The sequence below is a fragment of the Novosphingobium guangzhouense genome, from assembly GCF_002896965.1.
Taxonomy (GTDB): Bacteria; Pseudomonadota; Alphaproteobacteria; order Sphingomonadales; family Sphingomonadaceae; genus Novosphingobium; species Novosphingobium guangzhouense.
The window spans coordinates 110174-127032 of sequence record NZ_LYMM01000051.1 but is presented as its reverse complement, the minus strand read 5'-3'; the positions used below and the strand labels follow the sequence as shown (position 1 = coordinate 127032).

Here is a 16859-nt window from a genome sequence, read left to right as displayed (position 1 = left end):
ATCAACCCAACCTGACAGCAGTAAATCACGATTAATCACCGGAGCACGACGATGGACCCGCTGAGCGCAACGCTTCCCGAACCGACCGCAACCCCGGCACTGGCCGAACGCCTCGCCGCGATCGTCGGGGCCGAAAACGTCACCGTCGACGAGGCGAAGCGCAAGCTGCACAGCGAGGATATCTGGTCGCGCGCCGACGAAGTCGTGGCGCTGATCGTGGCGCCTGCAACGACCGGGGAACTGGCCGAAGTCGTCAAGGTCATCGGGGACGCGGGCTGTTCCATCGCACCGCGCGGTGCGGGGATGAGCTATACTTCGGCTTACGTCCCTGCCAACGGCCACACGGTTTCCATCGACACGCTGCGCATGAACCGGGTGATTGAGGTCAACCGTGCCGACATGACGGTGACGGTGCAGGCAGGCGTCAGCTGGATTCAGTTGAACGAGGCGCTGGCGAAGGAAGGGCTGCGCACGCCGTTCTGGGGGCCGATGTCGGGCCTTACTTCGACGATCGGCGGCGGCCTGTCGCAGCTTAACGCCATGTTCGGCGCCAGCCAGTACGGCACCAGCAGCGAAAGCGTGGTCGCGCTCACGGTCGTCACCGGCACCGGTGAAGTGATCCGCACGGGCGCGCGGGGACAAGGCGGCGAGCATCCCTTCTACCGCCACTTCGGTCCCGACCTGGCGGGCATCTTCTGCGGCGATTGCGGCACGTTGGGCATCAAGGCCGAAGTCACCTTCCGCCTGATCACCGCCCCTGCGCACGAGGACTACGCCTCGTTCTCGTTCCCCAGCGGCGAGAAGCTGCTTGAGGCGATGGGCGAAATGTCGCGCGCCGGGATCGCGTGCGAGATGTGCGCCTTCGACCCCGGCCTGACTGAAGTGCGCATGAAGCGCATGTCGCTGCTGTCGGATGTGAAGACGCTGGGCGCGGTGATCGGCAAGGAAAAGTCGCTCGGCAAGGGTTTGCTGTCGGCCGCCAAGGTGGCTTTGGGCGGGCGCAACTTCATCCCCAAGGGCGACTATCCGCTCCACATCATCGCGGAAGGGCGATCGAAGGACGCGGTGGCGTTCGACATGGCCGAAGCTCGCCGCATCGCACGCCAGTTCGAGGGGACGGAGATCGAGAATTCGATCGCCAGGATCATCCGCGCCAACCCGTTCCCGCCGCTGAACTCAATGGTCGGCCCGACCGGCGAGGCATGGATTCCGGTCCACGGGGTCTGCCCGCTGTCCACCGCGCCGCAAATCTTCACAGAGATCCAGAAGTTCTACGCCGAGAACGCATCGCTTTTCACCGAGCACGAAATCCACACCGGCTTCCTGTTCACCGGCATGGCCAGCAATGCGCTGATCATCGAACCGGTGTTCTTCTGGCCTACCGGATGGCGTCCCATCCACGAGCAATCGATGGAAGCCTCGCACGTCGCGCGTCTGACGCAGCGGCCCGAAAACCCGGCGGCAACCGAGGCGGTGAAGTTCCTGCGCAAGGGCGTGGTCGCGATCTGCGCGCGGTATGGTACCGGCCATTTCCAGATCGGGCGCACATATCCTTATCGCGAGAGCCGCGATCCGGCGTTCACGGCGCTGCTCGACACGCTCAAGCGGCATCTTGACCCCAAGGGGCTGTTCAACCCCGGCGTGCTGGGTTTCCCGGAAGGGCAGGCCTGATGACGACCTATCAGGCGGTTCAGCTTGCCCAGTTCGGCGAGAGCTTCCGCGAGGCCGCGCGCATCGTCGATCTTGACCTGCGCGATCCGGCCCCCGGTGAAGTGCGCGTGCGTAACCAGTATGCGGGCGTGAACGGCATCTTCGATACGCAGATCGCCCGCAATGCGGTGGACTACGTGAAGATCGGCCTGCCGACGCTGACCGGCGTGGAAGCTCTGGGCACGGTCGAGGCGGTGGGCGATGGCGTGATTGATCTTGCCCCCGGCGATGCGGTGGTGACCACCCGCTTTCCGGGCGGCTATCGCCAGTACAACATCGCCCCGCGCGATCATTTCGTGAAAGTGGCGGATGACAGCCCGGAGTGGCTGGCGCTTGCCTCCACCGGCGTTTCGGCGTGGATGGCGCTGTTCCATGTCGGGCAGGCGAAGCCTGGCGAAGTCGTTGCCATTTCGGCGGCGGCAGGCGGGCTTGGGCACCTGATCGTGCAGCTTGCCGCGCTCAAGGGCTGCGAGGTCGTGGCGGTCTGTGGCGGGGCGGTGAAGTCGGATTTCGCACGCAGCCTCGGCGCGGCGCGGGTGATCGACTATCGTTCGGAATCGGTGCCCGAAGTGCTGGCGCGCGAATACCCCAACCGGCTGGACGTGGCGATCGACACGGTTTCGGGTGAAATCTTCGACGCCTTCCTCGACAACGTGGCGCCGCACGGGCGCGTGGTAGTCGGCGGTGCGGCGTCGGACCTTGAAGGGCGGCCGGAGATCGTCACCGCCCCGCGCATCGCGCACAAGCTTTACTACAAGGGCGCCTCGGTACGCGGCTTCATGAACGGACTGTTGTCGCAGTTCTGGTCGCCTGCGCGGGAAGAGGTGTTTTCGTTGTACAACGAAGGCAAGCTGAAGGTCTGCTTCGACGAGGAGCGCTTCCTGGGCTTGCCGGGCGTGTTCGATGCTGTGGAACGGCTGCTGTCCGGCCGCTCTATGGGCAAGGTTATCGTGGACCTTCGATAAGCCCCGTTCCCTCCCCGAGCACGCTCGGGGAGGGGCCGCCCGAAGGGTGGTGGAGGGCGAGAGGCGCGGGATATTCCCCCTCCGCCACCGACTTCGTCGGCAGGACCTCCCCGAGCACGCTCGGGAAGGCATTCTCATCAATATTTCAGCGACAACCGCAGGCCGACCTGACGGCGGTTCGGCAGTTGCACGATGAAGCTGCGCGCGTAATTGGTCGGGTTGACGTAAGCGCGGGCCGATTGCACCGCCTTGTCGTCGAACAGGTTGTTCACGTAAAGCGATGCGCGAATGCCGGGGCGCCGCAGGCCGACCTGCACGTCCACCGTGGTCTTGGAACCGGTTTCGGCCAGGTTTGCCTCGGTTGCATACGTCGTGCTGCGATAGCTGACGTCGCCCTGCAGGAACAGCGTGCCCACGTCTTCCAGTTCGATGTTGCGGATCACGCCCGCGTTGCCGGTCCAGTCGGGGCTGCCTGCAAGCTGGTCCTTGCCGTCGGTGGTGATCCCGGCATTGCGTACGCGGCTGTCCACGTAGTCGAGGATGCGGATCGGCGCGTAACCAAGGCCGCCATAGACTTCCCAGCCGGGGTTGGGCTGGAAGTGCAGGTCCATCTCCGCGCCGGTGCCGCGCGCCTTGCCGCCGTTAAGCGTGATGCCCACCGGATAGCCGTTGACCTGCACTTGCGAGTTGACCTGGATGTCCGACCATTCGAGGTGGAAGACAGAGGCGTTGAAGGTCAGCTTGCGGTCGAACCAGGCGGTCTTGAAGCCTGCTTCGTAACTCCACATTTCCTCTTCGCCGTAAGCCTTGTACTCGTCGGGCACCGCGCTGAAGCCGGTGCCTGCGGCGTTGTTGAAGCCGCCCGGCTTGTTGCCCTTGGCGAGGCTGGCGTAAAGCATGTGGTCAGGCGTCGCCTGCCATTCGACGATGGTGCGCGGCAGCCAGTTCCTGAACGTTGCGCCGAAAGCGCCCGCCACGGCGGCGGTGCGGGGCTGCGAGGTTTCGGAGATCTTGTCCTCCGAATAGCGCAGTTCCTGCGACACGGTCAGGCCCGGCGTAATTTCGTAGCTGAGCGATCCGAAAACGCCGTAAGTCTTCGTATCGCGGGTCAGGATGTTGGGCGTAGGCGCCAGCACGCTGGAAGATCCTTGCGCGGCGGTCGGCGAATAGTCGTCGCTGGTATAGTCTTCCGTGCGGAAGTAACCGCCGATCAGCCACTTGAACGGGCCGCTGCCGGACGATTGCAGCCGCAGTTCCTGGCTGAAATCCTCCACATCGACATCCAGCGCGCTACGGAAGTTGCCGAGCAGGGTGGAGCCGGAAAGCAGGTCGGGATTGGCGGTGAAGTCGGAATCGACGTCCTGCTTCTGGCTGCTGCGGTTATACGCCGAGATCGACGAGAAGGTGGCGCCCCCGAAGTCGTAAGTGAAGTGGGCGGCGGCGCGATAATACTTGAGGTCGATGTTGCCGTAATCGGCTGCGTTGCTGCCCAGCTGGTCGGGATCGCCCTTCAGAGTGCCGACGTACCAGCGCTGGCTGGCGAGGGTGCCGGTCTGGGTGTTGGTGGCCACTTGATGCCAGGCAGGCTGGCCGATGTGTTCATCGCTATAGGCAAGGCGGACGTAGAGTTCGGCCTGCTTTTCCGCGCCGAACTGGGCGCGGATACCGCCGATCAGGGCGGTGCTGTCCGAATTGCCCATGTCGTCGCCGGTGTTGGCGTCGTTGTAGAAGCCGTCGAAGCTGCGGCGCTGCGCCGCGATGGAGAACGCCAGACCATTCGCCACCGGGCCGCTGACGCGGCTTTCCACGCGGTACATGCCGTATTCCGCGATCTCGCCGCCGAACTCGGCTTCGATCTTTTCAAGGTTGGGGCGGCGCGAGACATAGTTGATCGCGCCGGCCAGCACCCCGCGCCCGAACTGGGTGCTCTGCGGCCCGCGCACAACTTCGATGCGTTCGACGTCGAAAGACTGCAGGCTGATGCCGCCCGCGTTGCCTGTGTCGACGCCGTCGATGAACAGGCCGACCGATGCGTTGCTGCCGGTGCGCGGCGCGCCGATGCCGCGGATCACGGGGACGCCGCCGTACAGCCCCAGGTTGTTGGAGAAGGTGAAGTTGGGCGTGCGCTTGGCGATGTCTTCAAGATCGGAGATATCATAGCGGGCGATCACCTCCTGATCGAAGGCGGCGACCGAGATCGGCACTTCCTGCAGCGTTTCCTTTTCCTTGCGCGCGGTGACGACGATGTCCTCGACTTGCGCATGGGCGACGGCTGGGATGAGCGTGGCAAGCGATACTCCTGCGGCTAGCAGGATTCTGGCATTCATCATGGTACTTCCCCCTTTGTGCTGAACCTTGTTCCGTCTGCGTCGTTTGAGGCCGGGTTCTGGTGCCCGGCGCTTGGCGCGCTGCCGGTGATGCAGGCGCGCGCCGTCCCGCCGCCCTTGCGGGCGGTCGGGAATTCGGTCTGTCGTGTGGTCAGATGCGGTCGAGGATTTCCAGAGCGGCGCGCTCGCCGGTCTCCATCGCCGATTCCATACCCACTTCCATCAGGCGCGTATGCTCACCCGCGAAGTGCATCCGGGCATGCGGCTGGGCCATCGTCGGGCGGAATGCCTTCATCTGGCCGGGGTGGTAGCCGTGGCGGCAGCCGTGGATGAGCGGGTCGAGCTTCCACGAGAAGACGCCCAGCACTTCCAGCTTGCCCTTGGTGGAGGGCCGCATCCGCGCCAGTTCGGAAAGGACATATTCGCCCCGCTCTTTCGCCGGAATGCGATCGAGCGCGTCGCCCTTGACCCCGCTGGTGATCGCGACGGCGCTGTCCCGCGACCCATCGGGCGCGATCGACTGGCGCAGCATGCTGACCGGGCCGTCCGTCCACATCGAGCCTTCGATGCCGTCCTGCTCCCAATAGGGCGCCTTGACGCGCAGCCAGACCTGGTTCTGACCGCTGTAGGGCATCAGCTTGACCGCATCCGCCTGCCCGCCGGTGAGCGCGGGCGTCACCGCGACCTTGCGCAGCGCGGTGAAGGGCAGGGCGGAGATAACGTAATCCGCCTTGTAGCTGGACCCGTCGCCGCAGGTGACTGTCGCGCCGGTCTCGGTCATGTCGATGGCGGTAACCTGCTTGCCGGTCAGCACCGCGCCTTTGAGCGCGTCCGCCATTGCGTCTGTCAGGCGCGAGGAGCCGCCAAGGATGCGGTAGGACAGGAACGAGGCCTGCTGGAAACGGTCCTGCTTGGCCGAAGTCGGCACGCCTTTGCCTTCGAACTTGGCACGGCCCATTTCCTGCATCAGCGTGAGCGCGGAAATGGCATCGAGGTCACCGTCGCCGTATCCGCGCGCCACAAGGTCGATCGCGGCGGACGATGCGCCCACGCGGCGAAGGTAGTCTGCCTCGGATACGTCGTAGTTCGCCAGCGCCTCGGGCGAGGCCCAGCCGTCCATCGTGTTCCAGGGATAGGTCTTGGCAAGGTAATAGCTGCCGAGCGCGAAGGGCACGACGCCGCGTTCCGCACCCACGGTCTTGTTGAGCGGGTGGTTCTCCCACTGGCCGGGGCGGATCAGTTGCCCGTCGAGCGAGATGGCATAATTGTCGTAGATGTTGGAGCCCTGCGCCAGCTTCACGCCCAGCGCTTCGCAGCGGTCGAGGACGCGGGCGTAGGAGCGACCGATCTGCGATGCGCCGTGTTCAGGGCTGCCTTCGATCTCGGTCGAGGTGAAGACGCGGCCGCCGATGCGCCTGCCGGCTTCCAGTACCGTAACACGGCAGCCATTCTCGGCGAGTAGCAACGCGGCATTGAGCCCGGCCAGACCGGCGCCGATGACCACCACGTCGGTCTTCTCGGCGGCGAAGGCCATGCGGGGCAGGTAGGCGGCGGCGGCAGCCAGCATGCCGGTGGCAAGCAGGGTCCGACGGGAAAGTTCGCGATTCAAGGTGGGCCTCCCTGGCCAGTGTCATGGATGGTGTTCTGGACGCAGGGTGACGGGTGCTGCGGGGCCGGTGCAATCAAGCGTTCCCGGCAGGCGATCAAAATTCCTGAACGCCATTGATGCGCGGACGGGCCTTCACGAACGTCATTCGTGTTGCACGAACGGAGTCGGGGCCCGCAAACCCGCAGGATCGGCCCGTTTCAATGAAGAGGCAACGGTTCGGGGCAGCGATACGGGGATTCGGCATGGCAGGTCACCGCATGTTCACGAGGGGGTTCTGGCTTTCGGACGAGCCGCTGCTGTTCGGGCTCACTCCGTGGCAGCTTTGCGTCCATTTCATCGGCGTACCGGTGTTCCTGGGCTTCGTGGCCGGATGGCCGCAAGCGGGGCGCACGGTTGCCTGGCCCAAGGAACACGCGATCGCCTTCTGGATCGGCCTGTCGCTTTGCGGCTGGTGGGCCAATGACATCGTCACCCGTGCGCTTGCGCGGCCGCTGCGCGGCTGGGGAATGCCCTTGTGGGCGACGCTGGTGATCGGAGTCGTCGTGGCCTCGCTTCCCTCGGACGGGGCGCTCAAGCTATGGGTCCACGCCTATCTGGCGATGTTCCCCGACCTGCCGATGACGCGCCCGATGCCGCAGATCCGGCTGGACGCGGCGCTGTTCTTCAAGACGCACATCTATGGCTACATCGAATGGCCGCTGATCAACCTGATGCTTTTCCACCTCTGGAAGATGCCCTGTTTCGGCTATCGGCCGCGTTTGCCGGAAGCGCCGTCCACGTCGGTTAGCGTGGAAAGCGTGCTGCCGTTCATGACCAGGGTGCCGGTGAGCCTGCGCGGCGACGTGCTCGCACTGGCGGCCGAACAGCATTACCTGCGCGTCTACACCAGTGCGGGCAATGCGTTGATCCTCTACCGGCTGTCGCAGGCGGTGAGCGAGCTGGGCGGGCGCGGCCTGCAGGTCCACCGCAGCTTCTGGGTGGCATCGGGCGCGGTGGTCCGGGTGGCGGGGAGCGCGGCAGCGCCCCGGCTGGTGCTGCAGGGCGGGCTGGAAGTGCCGGTCAGCCGGTCTTTCCGGCAGACGGTGCAGCAGGCAGGGTTCCTGCAGGCCGCACCTTCGTCGAGGGCAATGTCGTCAGGACTTGCGTCAGGCGCGTTCTGACGCCTCGAACGTGCGGTAGGGGCCAAGCAGCAGCAGCGACCCTGCGCAGACCAGCAGCGCAACGGCCGAACAACTCAGTGACAGGACGTAGCTGCCGTTGACGTCGAAGTCATGCCCGAACACCGGCGCGGCGAACCCGGCGCCGATGGCGAAGGGAATATAGAGCCAGCCATAGATCGTGCCGTAGTGCTTCATCCCGAAATAGCGGGCGACGATGAAGGCGATGAAATCGTACTCGATGCCCAGCGCGAAGCCGATCAGGAAGATCGAGATACCGGCCGCCTGCGGGTCGATCGTGGCGCCGATCAGGCTCCAGTAGGACAGGCCGGGCAGCGCGAGCAGGATAGTGCCGATCGCGGGCGCCCAGAACCGGTCGAGCAGCCAGCCGCCGACGAGGCGGCCGATGATTGCGGACAGGCCGATCAGCGGCGTCAGCGAGGCGATCGTGCCGCTATCCAGCTTCCCGGCGTGCAGGATGCCCTCCATGTTGGGCACTGCGCCGCCCAGCGCGAAAGAGATCGGCACCAGCGCCAGCGCCAGCAGCCAGAAGCGCCAGTCGCGCACGGCCTGTGCCGTGGTCATGCCGCCCATCGGGACGGCGGGCGCGCTAGCTTCGTTCGCAGGCGATTCGGGTGTGCGGAACCAGACGAAGGCGGCCGGAAGCGCCAGAACCAGCGGCAGCAGGCCAAGCCCGATGAATGCGCCGCGCCAGCCCCACTGCTCTATCAGCCAGCGCACGTAAGGCTTGGCGAAAATGCCGAACAGCCCCGATCCCATCATCGCCAGACCCAGCGCCAGTCCCTTGTTGCGATGAAAATGTTCGTTGACGAGGCGCGTCCAGGTGATCGGCAGGGTGCCCGCACCTCCCAGCGCGATGAAGCCCCAGGTCAGGTAGAAGCCCAGGATGGAGCCGCCGGAAAACGCCAGCGACAACACGCCAAGGCCGAACAGCACGACCGAGCACAGGGCAACGTTGCGGGCGCCGAAACGGTTGGTGAGCAGGCCGGTGAGCGGCGCGGAGAGAACGACGGTCAGCGTCGTAATCGACATGACGCCCATCACTTGCGCGATCGACCAGCCGAAATCGGCGGCCAGCGCCGGGGCCAGCATACCTAGCGTATAGACCGGCATCGGGGACAGGCCAAGGCCGACGCCCAGCGTCGCGGCCAGCACGATCTTCCAGCCTCGGGCGAATTCTCCGCGGCGGGGTTCGCCCGCGCTCCCCACCGTATTGCTCACTTCGTCGCGGTCTTGAGCCAGGCGATCAGTGTCGCGCGGTCTTCCGGCTTGGCGATGCCGGGGAAGGCCATGGTGGTGCCCGGAACCAGCTTGCTGGGTCGTTCAAGCCAGGCGTTGAGCGATTTGTCATCCCATTTGACGGCGCTCTTGGTCAGAGCCGGCGAAAAGCGGAAGCCGGGGCGGCTGGCGGCCTTTTTGCCGAAGAAGCCGTTGAGGTTGGGGCCGACCTTGTTGGGCTGACCCGCCGCCGTCGAGTGGCAGGCCTGGCAGCGCATGAACAGGCGCTTGCCCGCCTGCGCATTGGCCGTCTGGGCCGAGGCGGGGGCCACGGCAAGGAACAGGCCCATGGTCAGACCCGTAAGCGTCATACCTGCCGGCGGAAGAGTTGCGGCCAGACCGCGAAGCGCTTTCATCTCTCGTGTACCTCGTAAAATCACTACCCGCGCATGATCCATATAGCTGATCACCATGTCGGTCAGGTGGTTCGCCGGGACTCTATCCGCCTGCCGATGAACCAAATGCGAAGGCCGCCCGCGATGCGGACGGCCTTCGTCATTTCGTCAGACGATATCGCTGCCTCAGGGCGCGATGATCAGGCGCGTCTGGACGGTGCCGGCACCTTCGCGCAGCGCTGCGCCAGCCTTGTATTCCGGGCTCTTTGCATAGGCGAGGGCGGCTTCTTCGGTCTCAAAGCGCGAAACGACGACGCGCTCGTCGGGATTGACGTCGCCTTCGAGCACTTCGCTCACCTTGCCGCGCACGAGGTATTCGCCGCCGTGTTTTTCGCTGAGGCCGGCGATGGCCTTCACATAGGCGCCGAACTTTTCGGCGTCAGTGATGACCACGGTTGCTACGATGTATGCTGCCACGTCGATTCCTTAGGTTGGGTGTGGGTTACTTCTTGTCGGACGGAGCCTTGCCGGCTTCCTGCTTGCCGTAGAGCCGGGCACTGACGCACTGCTCCACGGGCATGCCGTCAGGGCACGAACTGAGTTTGGGCTGGAAGCTGTTGTCCTTGGGCAGCCGCACGGTGAGGATGCGCACCGGTTCCGTGCCGATGGTGCGCGATGTGTGGCCGCGCCCGGTTACATCGTCGGCCAGCACGATATCGCCCTTGGACAGCACGTGCTTGGATCCATCTCCGAAGCCGACTTCCAGCTGCCCTGACAGGACAATCAGGAAGCGCGGCGTCGATACGCCATGAAAGTCGATGAAGTCGCCAGGAAGCGCGTCGCCGATTTCCACATCGGTGGCGTAAAGCCGCGTCTGCACGCTTTTTCCGGGGACGCCGCCGGTGCGCGGCAGTTCCTTGATCTCAAGGTAGGATTCGCCATCGTCGCCGCCGTACATGTGGAGCACGCGAAAAGCGTCGGCTCCGGGCGATAGCGGCGAAACCGGTGGCGGCGTGGAGGCCGGGCGATCGGCAGCGGAACAGGCTCCGGACAGAAACGCTGCGGCGAAAATGGGGATGAAGCGCTTCATGATGGTCCTCACGCCAGCTGGGTCCGGGCCTGGCCGACGCGGGCGTCGTGCTCGGCGGCAAGGCGGCGCAGCGTGGGGATCAACTCTCGGCCGTGCAGGGCGATGTCGTCGTAAAGGTCGAAGCCGCGGATCAGGAACCCGGTGATGCCCATGGCGTAATAGTCCATCATCGCATCGGCGACCTGCTCCGCCGTACCCACCAGCGCGGGCGGCAGCATCGGCGTGGAGAAGCTGATCGAAGCCTTGGTGATCCCGGTCCACAGCCGCTTGTCCAGCAGTTCCTTGCCGCCCGCGATCGCTTCCAGTTCATCACGCCCCGAACCGCCCTTGGTGGTAGCCAGCCTTGGGTCCAGCCGCATGCCGGTGCTCAGAGCCTCATCGCTGCCGGCAATCTTGCGCTGCTGTTCAAGCGCAGTCTCGCGCAATGCCTCGATCACGTCGGCGGCGGCCTTCCACGCGGCTTCCTCAGTGTCGCCGATGATCACGCGCGCCGAAGTCTGGATGCGAACGGGACGACCGGTGCGCGCCCAGGCATCGCGGATCTGGGCGACGGCGCCAGCCATCTGGTCCACCGGCTTGAGCCCCCCAATGGCGTAGACGTCGGCGACTTCGGCGCCCTTTTCCAGCGCGAGCGGTGAAGAGCCGCCCCAGTAGACCGGGATCGCACCGTTTACCGGCTTGAGTTCGGACAAGGCGCTGTTGAACCGGTAGTAGGTGCCGTTGTGGTCCACCGGGGTGCTGCTTGACCACACCTTTCGCATGATTTCCACGTATTCGGCACTGCGATGGTAACGTTCTTCCTTGGTGTGGAAGTCTCCGTCGCACTGCAGTTCGGTGTCGTTGGCGCCCGTTATGACGTGAACCCCGGCGCGGCCGCCGCTCAGGTTGTCAAGCGTGGCAAACATGCGCGCCGCCATGGTGGGCGCGATGAATCCGGGGCGGTGCGCGACCATGAAAGCCAGGTTTTGCGTCACTGCCGCAGCATAGTTGGCGATCGCGAAAGGGTCCGGCGCATAGGAGTTCTGCAGGATCAGGACGCGGTCGAAGTCGTTCTCGTCGAAAGCCCGCGCCATCTTGCCGATCATCTCGACGTCGAACGCGGGGCCGCCCCCTCGGCTGATCTCCGATGCATTGCGGTGGAGCAGGACTCCGAGGATTTCTAGCGACATGGGACGGCTCCGTAAGGGCGGCGCGCGGCACCGGCGCCCCGTTTCGGCACCGATCACACTGGGCGCGGCCGCAGGTTGGGTGAACCCATGCCGTGCCATCCCTTCGCAGGGCGGATAATCCAAATTATCTATTACTCTTCTTTATAGGCTTGATCGATCGTCGGGCCCACACGCCACGAAGGAGGCAGCAATGAACATCGCCAAACTCGAGCGGATGATCGCGGTCTACGAGTCCGGCAGCTTTCGCAAGGCCGCGAAAATGTTCGGAATGTCGCAGCCGGCACTGACCTGGAGCATCCGCCAGCTCGAGGAAAGCCTGAACCTTTCGCTGTTCATTCGCGGCCCGCGCGGCATCAAGCCGACCGATGCCTGCGAACGCCTGATCGTGCGTGCCCGCCTGATCGTCAGCGAACAGAACCGTCTGCTCGCCGAAGTAGAGCGCAGCAGCCGCGCCCAGATCATCGAACTGGGCATTCATCCTGTGATGGTGAATGCCCAGTTCTCCCGCACTGTGGCGCAATTCCGCGAAACCGACCCCGACGTTGCCCTGCGCATCGTCGAGGGATACAGTTCCGAACTGCATGAGCGACTGCGGCAGGGAGAGATCGACCTGGCCTTCTGCGCCAACGCCAGCGTTGATCCGGGTGACGAAGAGTTCGACTTCGATCCGCTGGTCCGCCAGTTCTACTCTGTCTTCGCGCGGCCCGATCACCCGATCTTCGCCGAGATTGCGTCCGGCCAGCCGCTCGCCCCGCATGACTGGGCGCAAGTTGCAGTCCCCAATCTTGCCCCCGATCAGGACGAGGCCAAGGGCCTGCTCGATATGCTGCAGCGTCTGGGGATGACGCCCGCCAAGGCGGCGGTCCGTTCCAGTTCGATGAACCTGATCCGATCGCTGGTGCTCGACGGTGGATTGCTGGGCATGCTGCCTGACGATCTTGTTGCGGCGGAACTTGAGGCGGGGACGCTGTGCCGCGTGCCTGATACCCGCGTCGAGGCGCCGGCCGTAGGTCTGCTCAGCGTTCACGGCAGCTACAAGAGCGCGTCGGTGCGCCGGTTCGCCACGCAGTTGCGGCACGCCCACCGCAATGATCGTGCCCTGACCGCTACAGTATAAGGAAAGTCTATCGCCTGCCGAGATTTGTAAGCTTTTCAACCCGCTTTCGTCCGATCAGGTTGAAGGGGTCGTGACGGATCGGCGAGGCCTTCCGAATCCCGGCTCCATCTCCTCTTCAGACAAGAGAACGAGCGGACGTGAAGCCTCTATTTCGAATCCTGACGGCCATCGCCGGCCTTGCCACTGCTGCGCCGCTTATGGCGCAAGTTCCGCCCGCGCCCGATTACGCCCGCGTATCAAGCTGGGCGGCTGACGGCAAGAACGAGGGCGCTGCCGCAGCGGTCGCTCCCGGAGCCACGGCGCGGCAGAACCTGCCGGTCGATGTGTTCTACATCCACCCGACGACCGACCGTTCGATGGACCGCTACAACCAGCCGGTGTCGGACAAGGCGACCAACGGCTGGACCGACGGCAGCGTGATCGCGCGGCAGGGCGGGGTGTTCAACGGCTGCTGCCGCGTCTTTGCTCCGCGCTATCGGCAGGCAACCAGCGGCGCGCAGAAGGAAGGCGGGAAGATCCGGGATGACGCTTTCGCGCTTGCCTATGGCGACGTGAAGCGGGCGTTCCAGTATTACCTTGACCATTACAACAAGGGGCGCCCGTTCATCCTCGTTGGTCACAGTCAGGGCGCCGCGCATCTCGAACGGCTTCTGGACGAGGAGATCGACGGCAAGGCCCTCGCCGCACGGATGGTCGCGGCTTACGACGTGGGGATCACCTTCCCGGAGTCCAAGTATGATCGGCCTGGCTCGAAGCTCAAGATGTGCGACAAGCCCGACAGCACCGGCTGCGTAGTCCACTGGAGTTCGATCCTGCCGAGCGCGGACCTCGTCAAGACGGCGTCGTTTGCCGAAGGGTACAACCGCACGGTGCTGCCGCAGGGCGCGGACCCTACGATACTTTGCATCAACCCGCTGACATTCGATCGCTCGCAGCCAGCCGCCTTGCGCGATGCCGCGAAGGGCGCGGTCCCTGGCGCGCCGGACGAGAGCGCCGTCAGGGCCATCGTCCCCCGCGCCGTCTCCGCGAAATGCGAGCGCGGGTTGCTGGTAGTCGATCCTGATCCGGCGCTCGGCCTCAAGCCGCTGCCGGGCGACAGCATGCATTATCACGACCTCGGCCTTTTCTACGAGGACGTGCGCCAGAACGCGATCCTGCGCGCCCGCGCATGGCTTGCCGCTCACTCCGGGCCATCAAGGCCCCGATCCTCCACACATTGAGAAGAGAAAGACGATGAACAAGGAACCTCTCAATCCCATCACCCAGCAGGATATCGACGATTACGCCCGTGACGGCGTGGTCTGCCTGCGCCAGATGTTCGACGCCGAATGGATCGCCAAGATGCAGGAAGCGGCGCGCGCGGTTGAGAGCGATCCCGAGGCTTATGGTCAGACCGGCCCTTCGCACGGGGCGATGATCTCGGTCGCGCACTTGTGGCGCAAGCCGGGGCCGTTCCGCGACTTCGTCTTCAATTCGCCAGCGGGCGAGATCGTCGGTCGGGTGATCGGCGCGGACAACGTGCAGATGTTCCACGATCACCTGTTCCGCAAGCCGCCGCTTTCGCCCTCGATCATGCAGTGGCATGCAGACCACCTTTGGCCCTTCACCGGCACGATGATCCCGAATCTGTGGGTCGCCCTGTCGCCGGTGAACAAGGAGAACGGCCAGATCGAGTTCGTTGCGGGCTATCACAAGTTCTGCATCGAAACGGGTTCGCGCTTCGGTCCGGCGGGCGACGGCACGTTCCGCTTCCCCGACTTCCAGGCTGAACGCGACAACCCCGGCTTCCCGTTCCGTTTCGTCACCTGGGATCTGGAGCCGGGCGACGCGGTGCTGTTCCACGTCGACATTCCGCACTATTCCAAGGGCAACGATTCCGACACCCTTGCGCGGACCGGACTTGCCATGCGCATGATCGGCGATGACAGCTACTGGTGCCCCCGCGAAGGACTGACGCCGGTGCCGGGCGTCGACGTGCTTGCCCAGCCTGAAGGCGTGCATCCCGCTCCCAGCGAGAACCTGCCGCTGATCTGGCACCGCCCCGACAGCGAGCCGCGTGCCTTTACGCCGTCGCGCCAAGAAGCCGCCTGAGGAGGGCGCCCGCGATGACGACGCACAGCAAGCGCGATTTCCTCGCCGGTGGCGGCATGCTCATGGCCATGATGGGGCTGTCCCATTACGCCGATGCCGCCGAGACTCCCGCTGCGGTCAAGCCACTGCCGGGGCAGGGCTTTCCGATGGAGTTCAAGGGCACCGGCGACCCGATGCCTTGGATCAAGCGGGTGTTTCACCTCTACTCCGGCCCGGACGGGCTCACCCGCGCAGAACAGCTCGATGTGGTCGAGCCGCGCGGGCAGGAAATCGCCACGCTGCTGCGCCGCACCGCCTTTCGCGTGACCCTTGGCGGATCGCAGCCCAATGCGGGTTTCGGCTTCCATGTCGCCAACAACCCGACGCTGCTGATCCCGCTGTTCGGCTCCATGATCATCGGTCTGCATGATGGGACCGAGTACGAACTGAAGCACGGCGATCTGGCCTATGCCGAGGATTGCACCGGGGAAGGACACATCTCGAAGTCCGGCCCGCAAGGCTCGTTCATGGTCGCAGTCCAGTTGCCGAAGGAGGGCTGCCCCAAGGTCGGCAGCTCGGACATGAGCAAGGTGTGGTCCGAATAAAGTAATCCGGCATCATGCAGGGAGATGCCCCATGAAGAAAAGCGCGTACATCGGATGGGCGATCGGCTCGTTCACTTCCGCCGCACTGGTAAGCGCCGTCGGGCTGCTGCACCTGCGGTTCATGACCGACTCGCTTGGTCTTGCCATTGCGCTGGCCGGGATGCTGACAGTCGCGGCGAAGATTTACGATGCCATGACCGACCCGCTGATGGGCTACATCGGCGATCGTACCCGCACGCGTTTCGGTCAGTTCCGGCCCTACCTGCTGGGCGGCGGGCTACTGGCGGGCCTGTCGATGATCCTGCTCTTCAACGTGCCGGGTGGACTGCAGGGTGACAGCATGTGGCTCTATGTGGGCTTCACGTTGCTGCTCTACTCGACCGCCTACACCATGTTCCGCATCCCCTACCTTGCGATCGGGCGCGCGATCACGGACGATTTCCATGCTCGTTCGCGGCTGATGACCTTCAGCGTCTACGGTTCTTCGCTGGGCAGTTTCGCGGCGACTTCGGCGGCGCCGTTCCTGCTGGCGCGGCTGGGCAGCGACCGGGCGGGGCACGGCCACGTCGCGCTGGTGCTGGGCATTGCCATTGCACTAGGCGGCATCGCGGCCTTCCTGCTCCTCAAGGAACGCCATCCGGTAGAGGCGGAGACGAAGCCGACCGGATCGCTGGGCGCGACATGGGCGGCACTGTGGTCCAACAAGCCGTTCCTGTGCCTGATGGGCTTCAAGCTGATCCTGTTTTCGGGCCTTGCCGTCCACATAACCGCGATCCCTTACTACACCCGCCATGTCCTGCACGTGACCGACACCGCGCTCGGCACGATCTTCGCGGTGCAGACGGCGATGATGGTGATCTCGCAAGTCCTTTGGGTTCGCATGGCGAGCCGTTTCGGCCGCCGCAACGCGCTGGTCAGCGCGGGCAGCCTATGTGCGATCGCCTATACCGTCTGGGCGCTGATCCCGGCGGGCTCTCCGTTCCCGCTCATCTACATTGCCTGCGCCCTGTCCGGCACGGCGAGCGGGGGCGTATTCCTAGGCCTCTACACCGTGCTGACCGACACCATGGACTATTCCCGCCGTATCCAGGGTGAGAACCGCGCAGGCATGCTGGCGGGGGTGTTCGTCATGGTGGAGAAGGGCACTTCGGCTTTCGGCATCTTCGTGTTCAGCACGATCATGAGCTGGACCGGCTTCGTTTCGGCCACGGGCGCCGGTGCGGAAGAGCAGCCCGCCAGCGTCAAGACAGGCATCATGGTCACCGTCTCGCTGGTCCCCGCGCTGGCCGCGGTCGTTTCCAGCATCATCATGCTGCGTTACCGCCTGCCGGAGACAGCCAAGGATGAAGTTGAGCCGCAAGCCTCGACGTTGCAGCCAGTGGGAGTACAGTCCAACTGACGCAACG

The 16859-nt window shown here is 64.8% G+C and carries 15 protein-coding genes; 8 read left to right on the top strand and 7 right to left on the bottom strand.

What is annotated here, in order from left to right:
- Positions 1 to 51: 51 nt before the first annotated feature.
- Both A8V01_RS18600 and A8V01_RS18595 read left to right on the top strand, forming a co-directional pair.
- Positions 52 to 1671, top strand: coding sequence for an FAD-binding oxidoreductase (locus A8V01_RS18600; protein WP_103097774.1), 1620 nt, complete (start codon positions 52 to 54; stop codon positions 1669 to 1671).
- Positions 1671 to 2675, top strand: coding sequence for a zinc-binding dehydrogenase (locus A8V01_RS18595; RefSeq protein WP_245892714.1), 1005 nt, complete (start codon positions 1671 to 1673; stop codon positions 2673 to 2675). The genes A8V01_RS18600 and A8V01_RS18595 overlap by 1 nt, the downstream gene beginning before the upstream one ends.
- Before the next feature lie 137 nt (positions 2676 to 2812).
- On the opposite strand, the gene A8V01_RS18590 is transcribed toward A8V01_RS18595, so the two are convergent.
- Positions 2813 to 5005 (bottom strand): TonB-dependent receptor, encoded by a 2193-nt coding sequence (locus A8V01_RS18590; RefSeq protein ID WP_103097769.1) that lies wholly within the window; start codon positions 5003 to 5005, stop codon positions 2813 to 2815.
- Between the two features lie 148 nt (positions 5006 to 5153).
- Positions 5154 to 6611 (bottom strand): flavin monoamine oxidase family protein, encoded by a 1458-nt coding sequence (locus tag A8V01_RS18585; protein WP_103097767.1) that lies wholly within the window; start codon positions 6609 to 6611, stop codon positions 5154 to 5156.
- 242 nt (positions 6612 to 6853) lie between these two features.
- Here A8V01_RS18585 and A8V01_RS18580 point away from each other — a divergent pair, with 242 nt between their 5' ends.
- Entirely contained in the window at positions 6854 to 7771 is a 918-nt protein-coding gene (locus tag A8V01_RS18580) for a LytTR family DNA-binding domain-containing protein (protein WP_170065986.1), read from the top strand.
- Here A8V01_RS18580 and A8V01_RS18575 read toward each other — a convergent pair.
- The 5 genes from A8V01_RS18575 to A8V01_RS18555 form a co-directional block, all read right to left on the bottom strand.
- Entirely contained in the window at positions 7757 to 9010 is a 1254-nt protein-coding gene (locus tag A8V01_RS18575) for an MFS transporter (protein WP_103097763.1), read from the bottom strand. The genes A8V01_RS18580 and A8V01_RS18575 overlap by 15 nt on opposite strands.
- Complete coding sequence (locus A8V01_RS18570) at positions 9007 to 9423, bottom strand: c-type cytochrome (RefSeq protein ID WP_245892713.1); 417 nt, start codon at positions 9421 to 9423, stop codon at positions 9007 to 9009. Before A8V01_RS18570 ends, A8V01_RS18575 begins: the two co-directional genes overlap by 4 nt.
- Before the next feature lie 165 nt (positions 9424 to 9588).
- A complete protein-coding gene (locus tag A8V01_RS18565; RefSeq protein ID WP_036527016.1) occupies positions 9589 to 9879 on the bottom strand; it encodes a DUF1330 domain-containing protein in 291 nt (96 codons plus the stop codon).
- Positions 9880 to 9904: 25 nt separating this feature from the next.
- Positions 9905 to 10492, bottom strand: a complete 588-nt coding sequence (locus A8V01_RS18560) for a cupin domain-containing protein (protein ID WP_146037314.1) — start codon at positions 10490 to 10492, stop codon at positions 9905 to 9907.
- 8 nt (positions 10493 to 10500) lie between these two features.
- A complete protein-coding gene (locus tag A8V01_RS18555) occupies positions 10501 to 11661 on the bottom strand; it encodes an LLM class flavin-dependent oxidoreductase (protein WP_170065985.1) in 1161 nt (386 codons plus the stop codon).
- 190 nt (positions 11662 to 11851) lie between these two features.
- Between A8V01_RS18555 and A8V01_RS18550 the strand changes: the two genes are divergently transcribed.
- From A8V01_RS18550 to A8V01_RS18530, 5 genes are all read left to right on the top strand, one after another.
- Complete coding sequence (locus tag A8V01_RS18550; RefSeq protein ID WP_103097757.1) at positions 11852 to 12778, top strand: LysR family transcriptional regulator; 927 nt, start codon at positions 11852 to 11854, stop codon at positions 12776 to 12778.
- A 137-nt stretch (positions 12779 to 12915) separates the two neighbouring features.
- Positions 12916 to 13998 (top strand): DUF3089 domain-containing protein, encoded by a 1083-nt coding sequence (locus A8V01_RS18545; protein ID WP_146037313.1) that lies wholly within the window; start codon positions 12916 to 12918, stop codon positions 13996 to 13998.
- A 13-nt stretch (positions 13999 to 14011) separates the two neighbouring features.
- Positions 14012 to 14869 carry a phytanoyl-CoA dioxygenase family protein gene (locus A8V01_RS18540; RefSeq protein WP_103097755.1) on the top strand — a complete coding sequence of 286 codons (858 nt, stop codon included), beginning with the start codon at positions 14012 to 14014 and terminating at the stop codon, positions 14867 to 14869.
- Between the two features lie 14 nt (positions 14870 to 14883).
- Positions 14884 to 15453: a cupin domain-containing protein gene (locus tag A8V01_RS18535; RefSeq protein WP_103097753.1), complete on the top strand. Its 570-nt coding sequence runs from the start codon at positions 14884 to 14886 to the stop codon at positions 15451 to 15453.
- 31 nt (positions 15454 to 15484) lie between these two features.
- On the top strand, positions 15485 to 16852 hold the full coding sequence (locus A8V01_RS18530; RefSeq protein WP_103097751.1) for an MFS transporter: 1368 nt from the start codon (positions 15485 to 15487) through the stop codon (positions 16850 to 16852).
- Positions 16853 to 16859: the final 7 nt, after the last annotated feature.

Bases quoted from the DNA above. Each gene is read 5' to 3' on its own strand.
- A8V01_RS18560 (WP_146037314.1), bottom strand. From the start codon at position 10,492: ATGAAGCGCTTCATCCCCATTTTCGCCGCAGCGTTTCTGTCCGGAGCC.
- A8V01_RS18570 (WP_245892713.1), bottom strand. From the start codon at position 9,423: ATGAAAGCGCTTCGCGGTCTGGCCGCAACTCTTCCGCCGGCAGGTATG.
- A8V01_RS18590 (WP_103097769.1), bottom strand. From the start codon at position 5,005: ATGATGAATGCCAGAATCCTGCTAGCCGCAGGAGTATCGCTTGCCACG.
- A8V01_RS18595 (WP_245892714.1), top strand. From the start codon at position 1,671: ATGACGACCTATCAGGCGGTTCAGCTTGCCCAGTTCGGCGAGAGCTTC.
- A8V01_RS18580 (WP_170065986.1), top strand. From the start codon at position 6,854: ATGGCAGGTCACCGCATGTTCACGAGGGGGTTCTGGCTTTCGGACGAG.
- A8V01_RS18550 (WP_103097757.1), top strand. From the start codon at position 11,852: ATGAACATCGCCAAACTCGAGCGGATGATCGCGGTCTACGAGTCCGGC.
- A8V01_RS18555 (WP_170065985.1), bottom strand. From the start codon at position 11,661: ATGTCGCTAGAAATCCTCGGAGTCCTGCTCCACCGCAATGCATCGGAG.
- A8V01_RS18600 (WP_103097774.1), top strand. From the start codon at position 52: ATGGACCCGCTGAGCGCAACGCTTCCCGAACCGACCGCAACCCCGGCA.
- A8V01_RS18530 (WP_103097751.1), top strand. From the start codon at position 15,485: ATGAAGAAAAGCGCGTACATCGGATGGGCGATCGGCTCGTTCACTTCC.
- A8V01_RS18535 (WP_103097753.1), top strand. From the start codon at position 14,884: ATGACGACGCACAGCAAGCGCGATTTCCTCGCCGGTGGCGGCATGCTC.
- A8V01_RS18540 (WP_103097755.1), top strand. From the start codon at position 14,012: ATGAACAAGGAACCTCTCAATCCCATCACCCAGCAGGATATCGACGAT.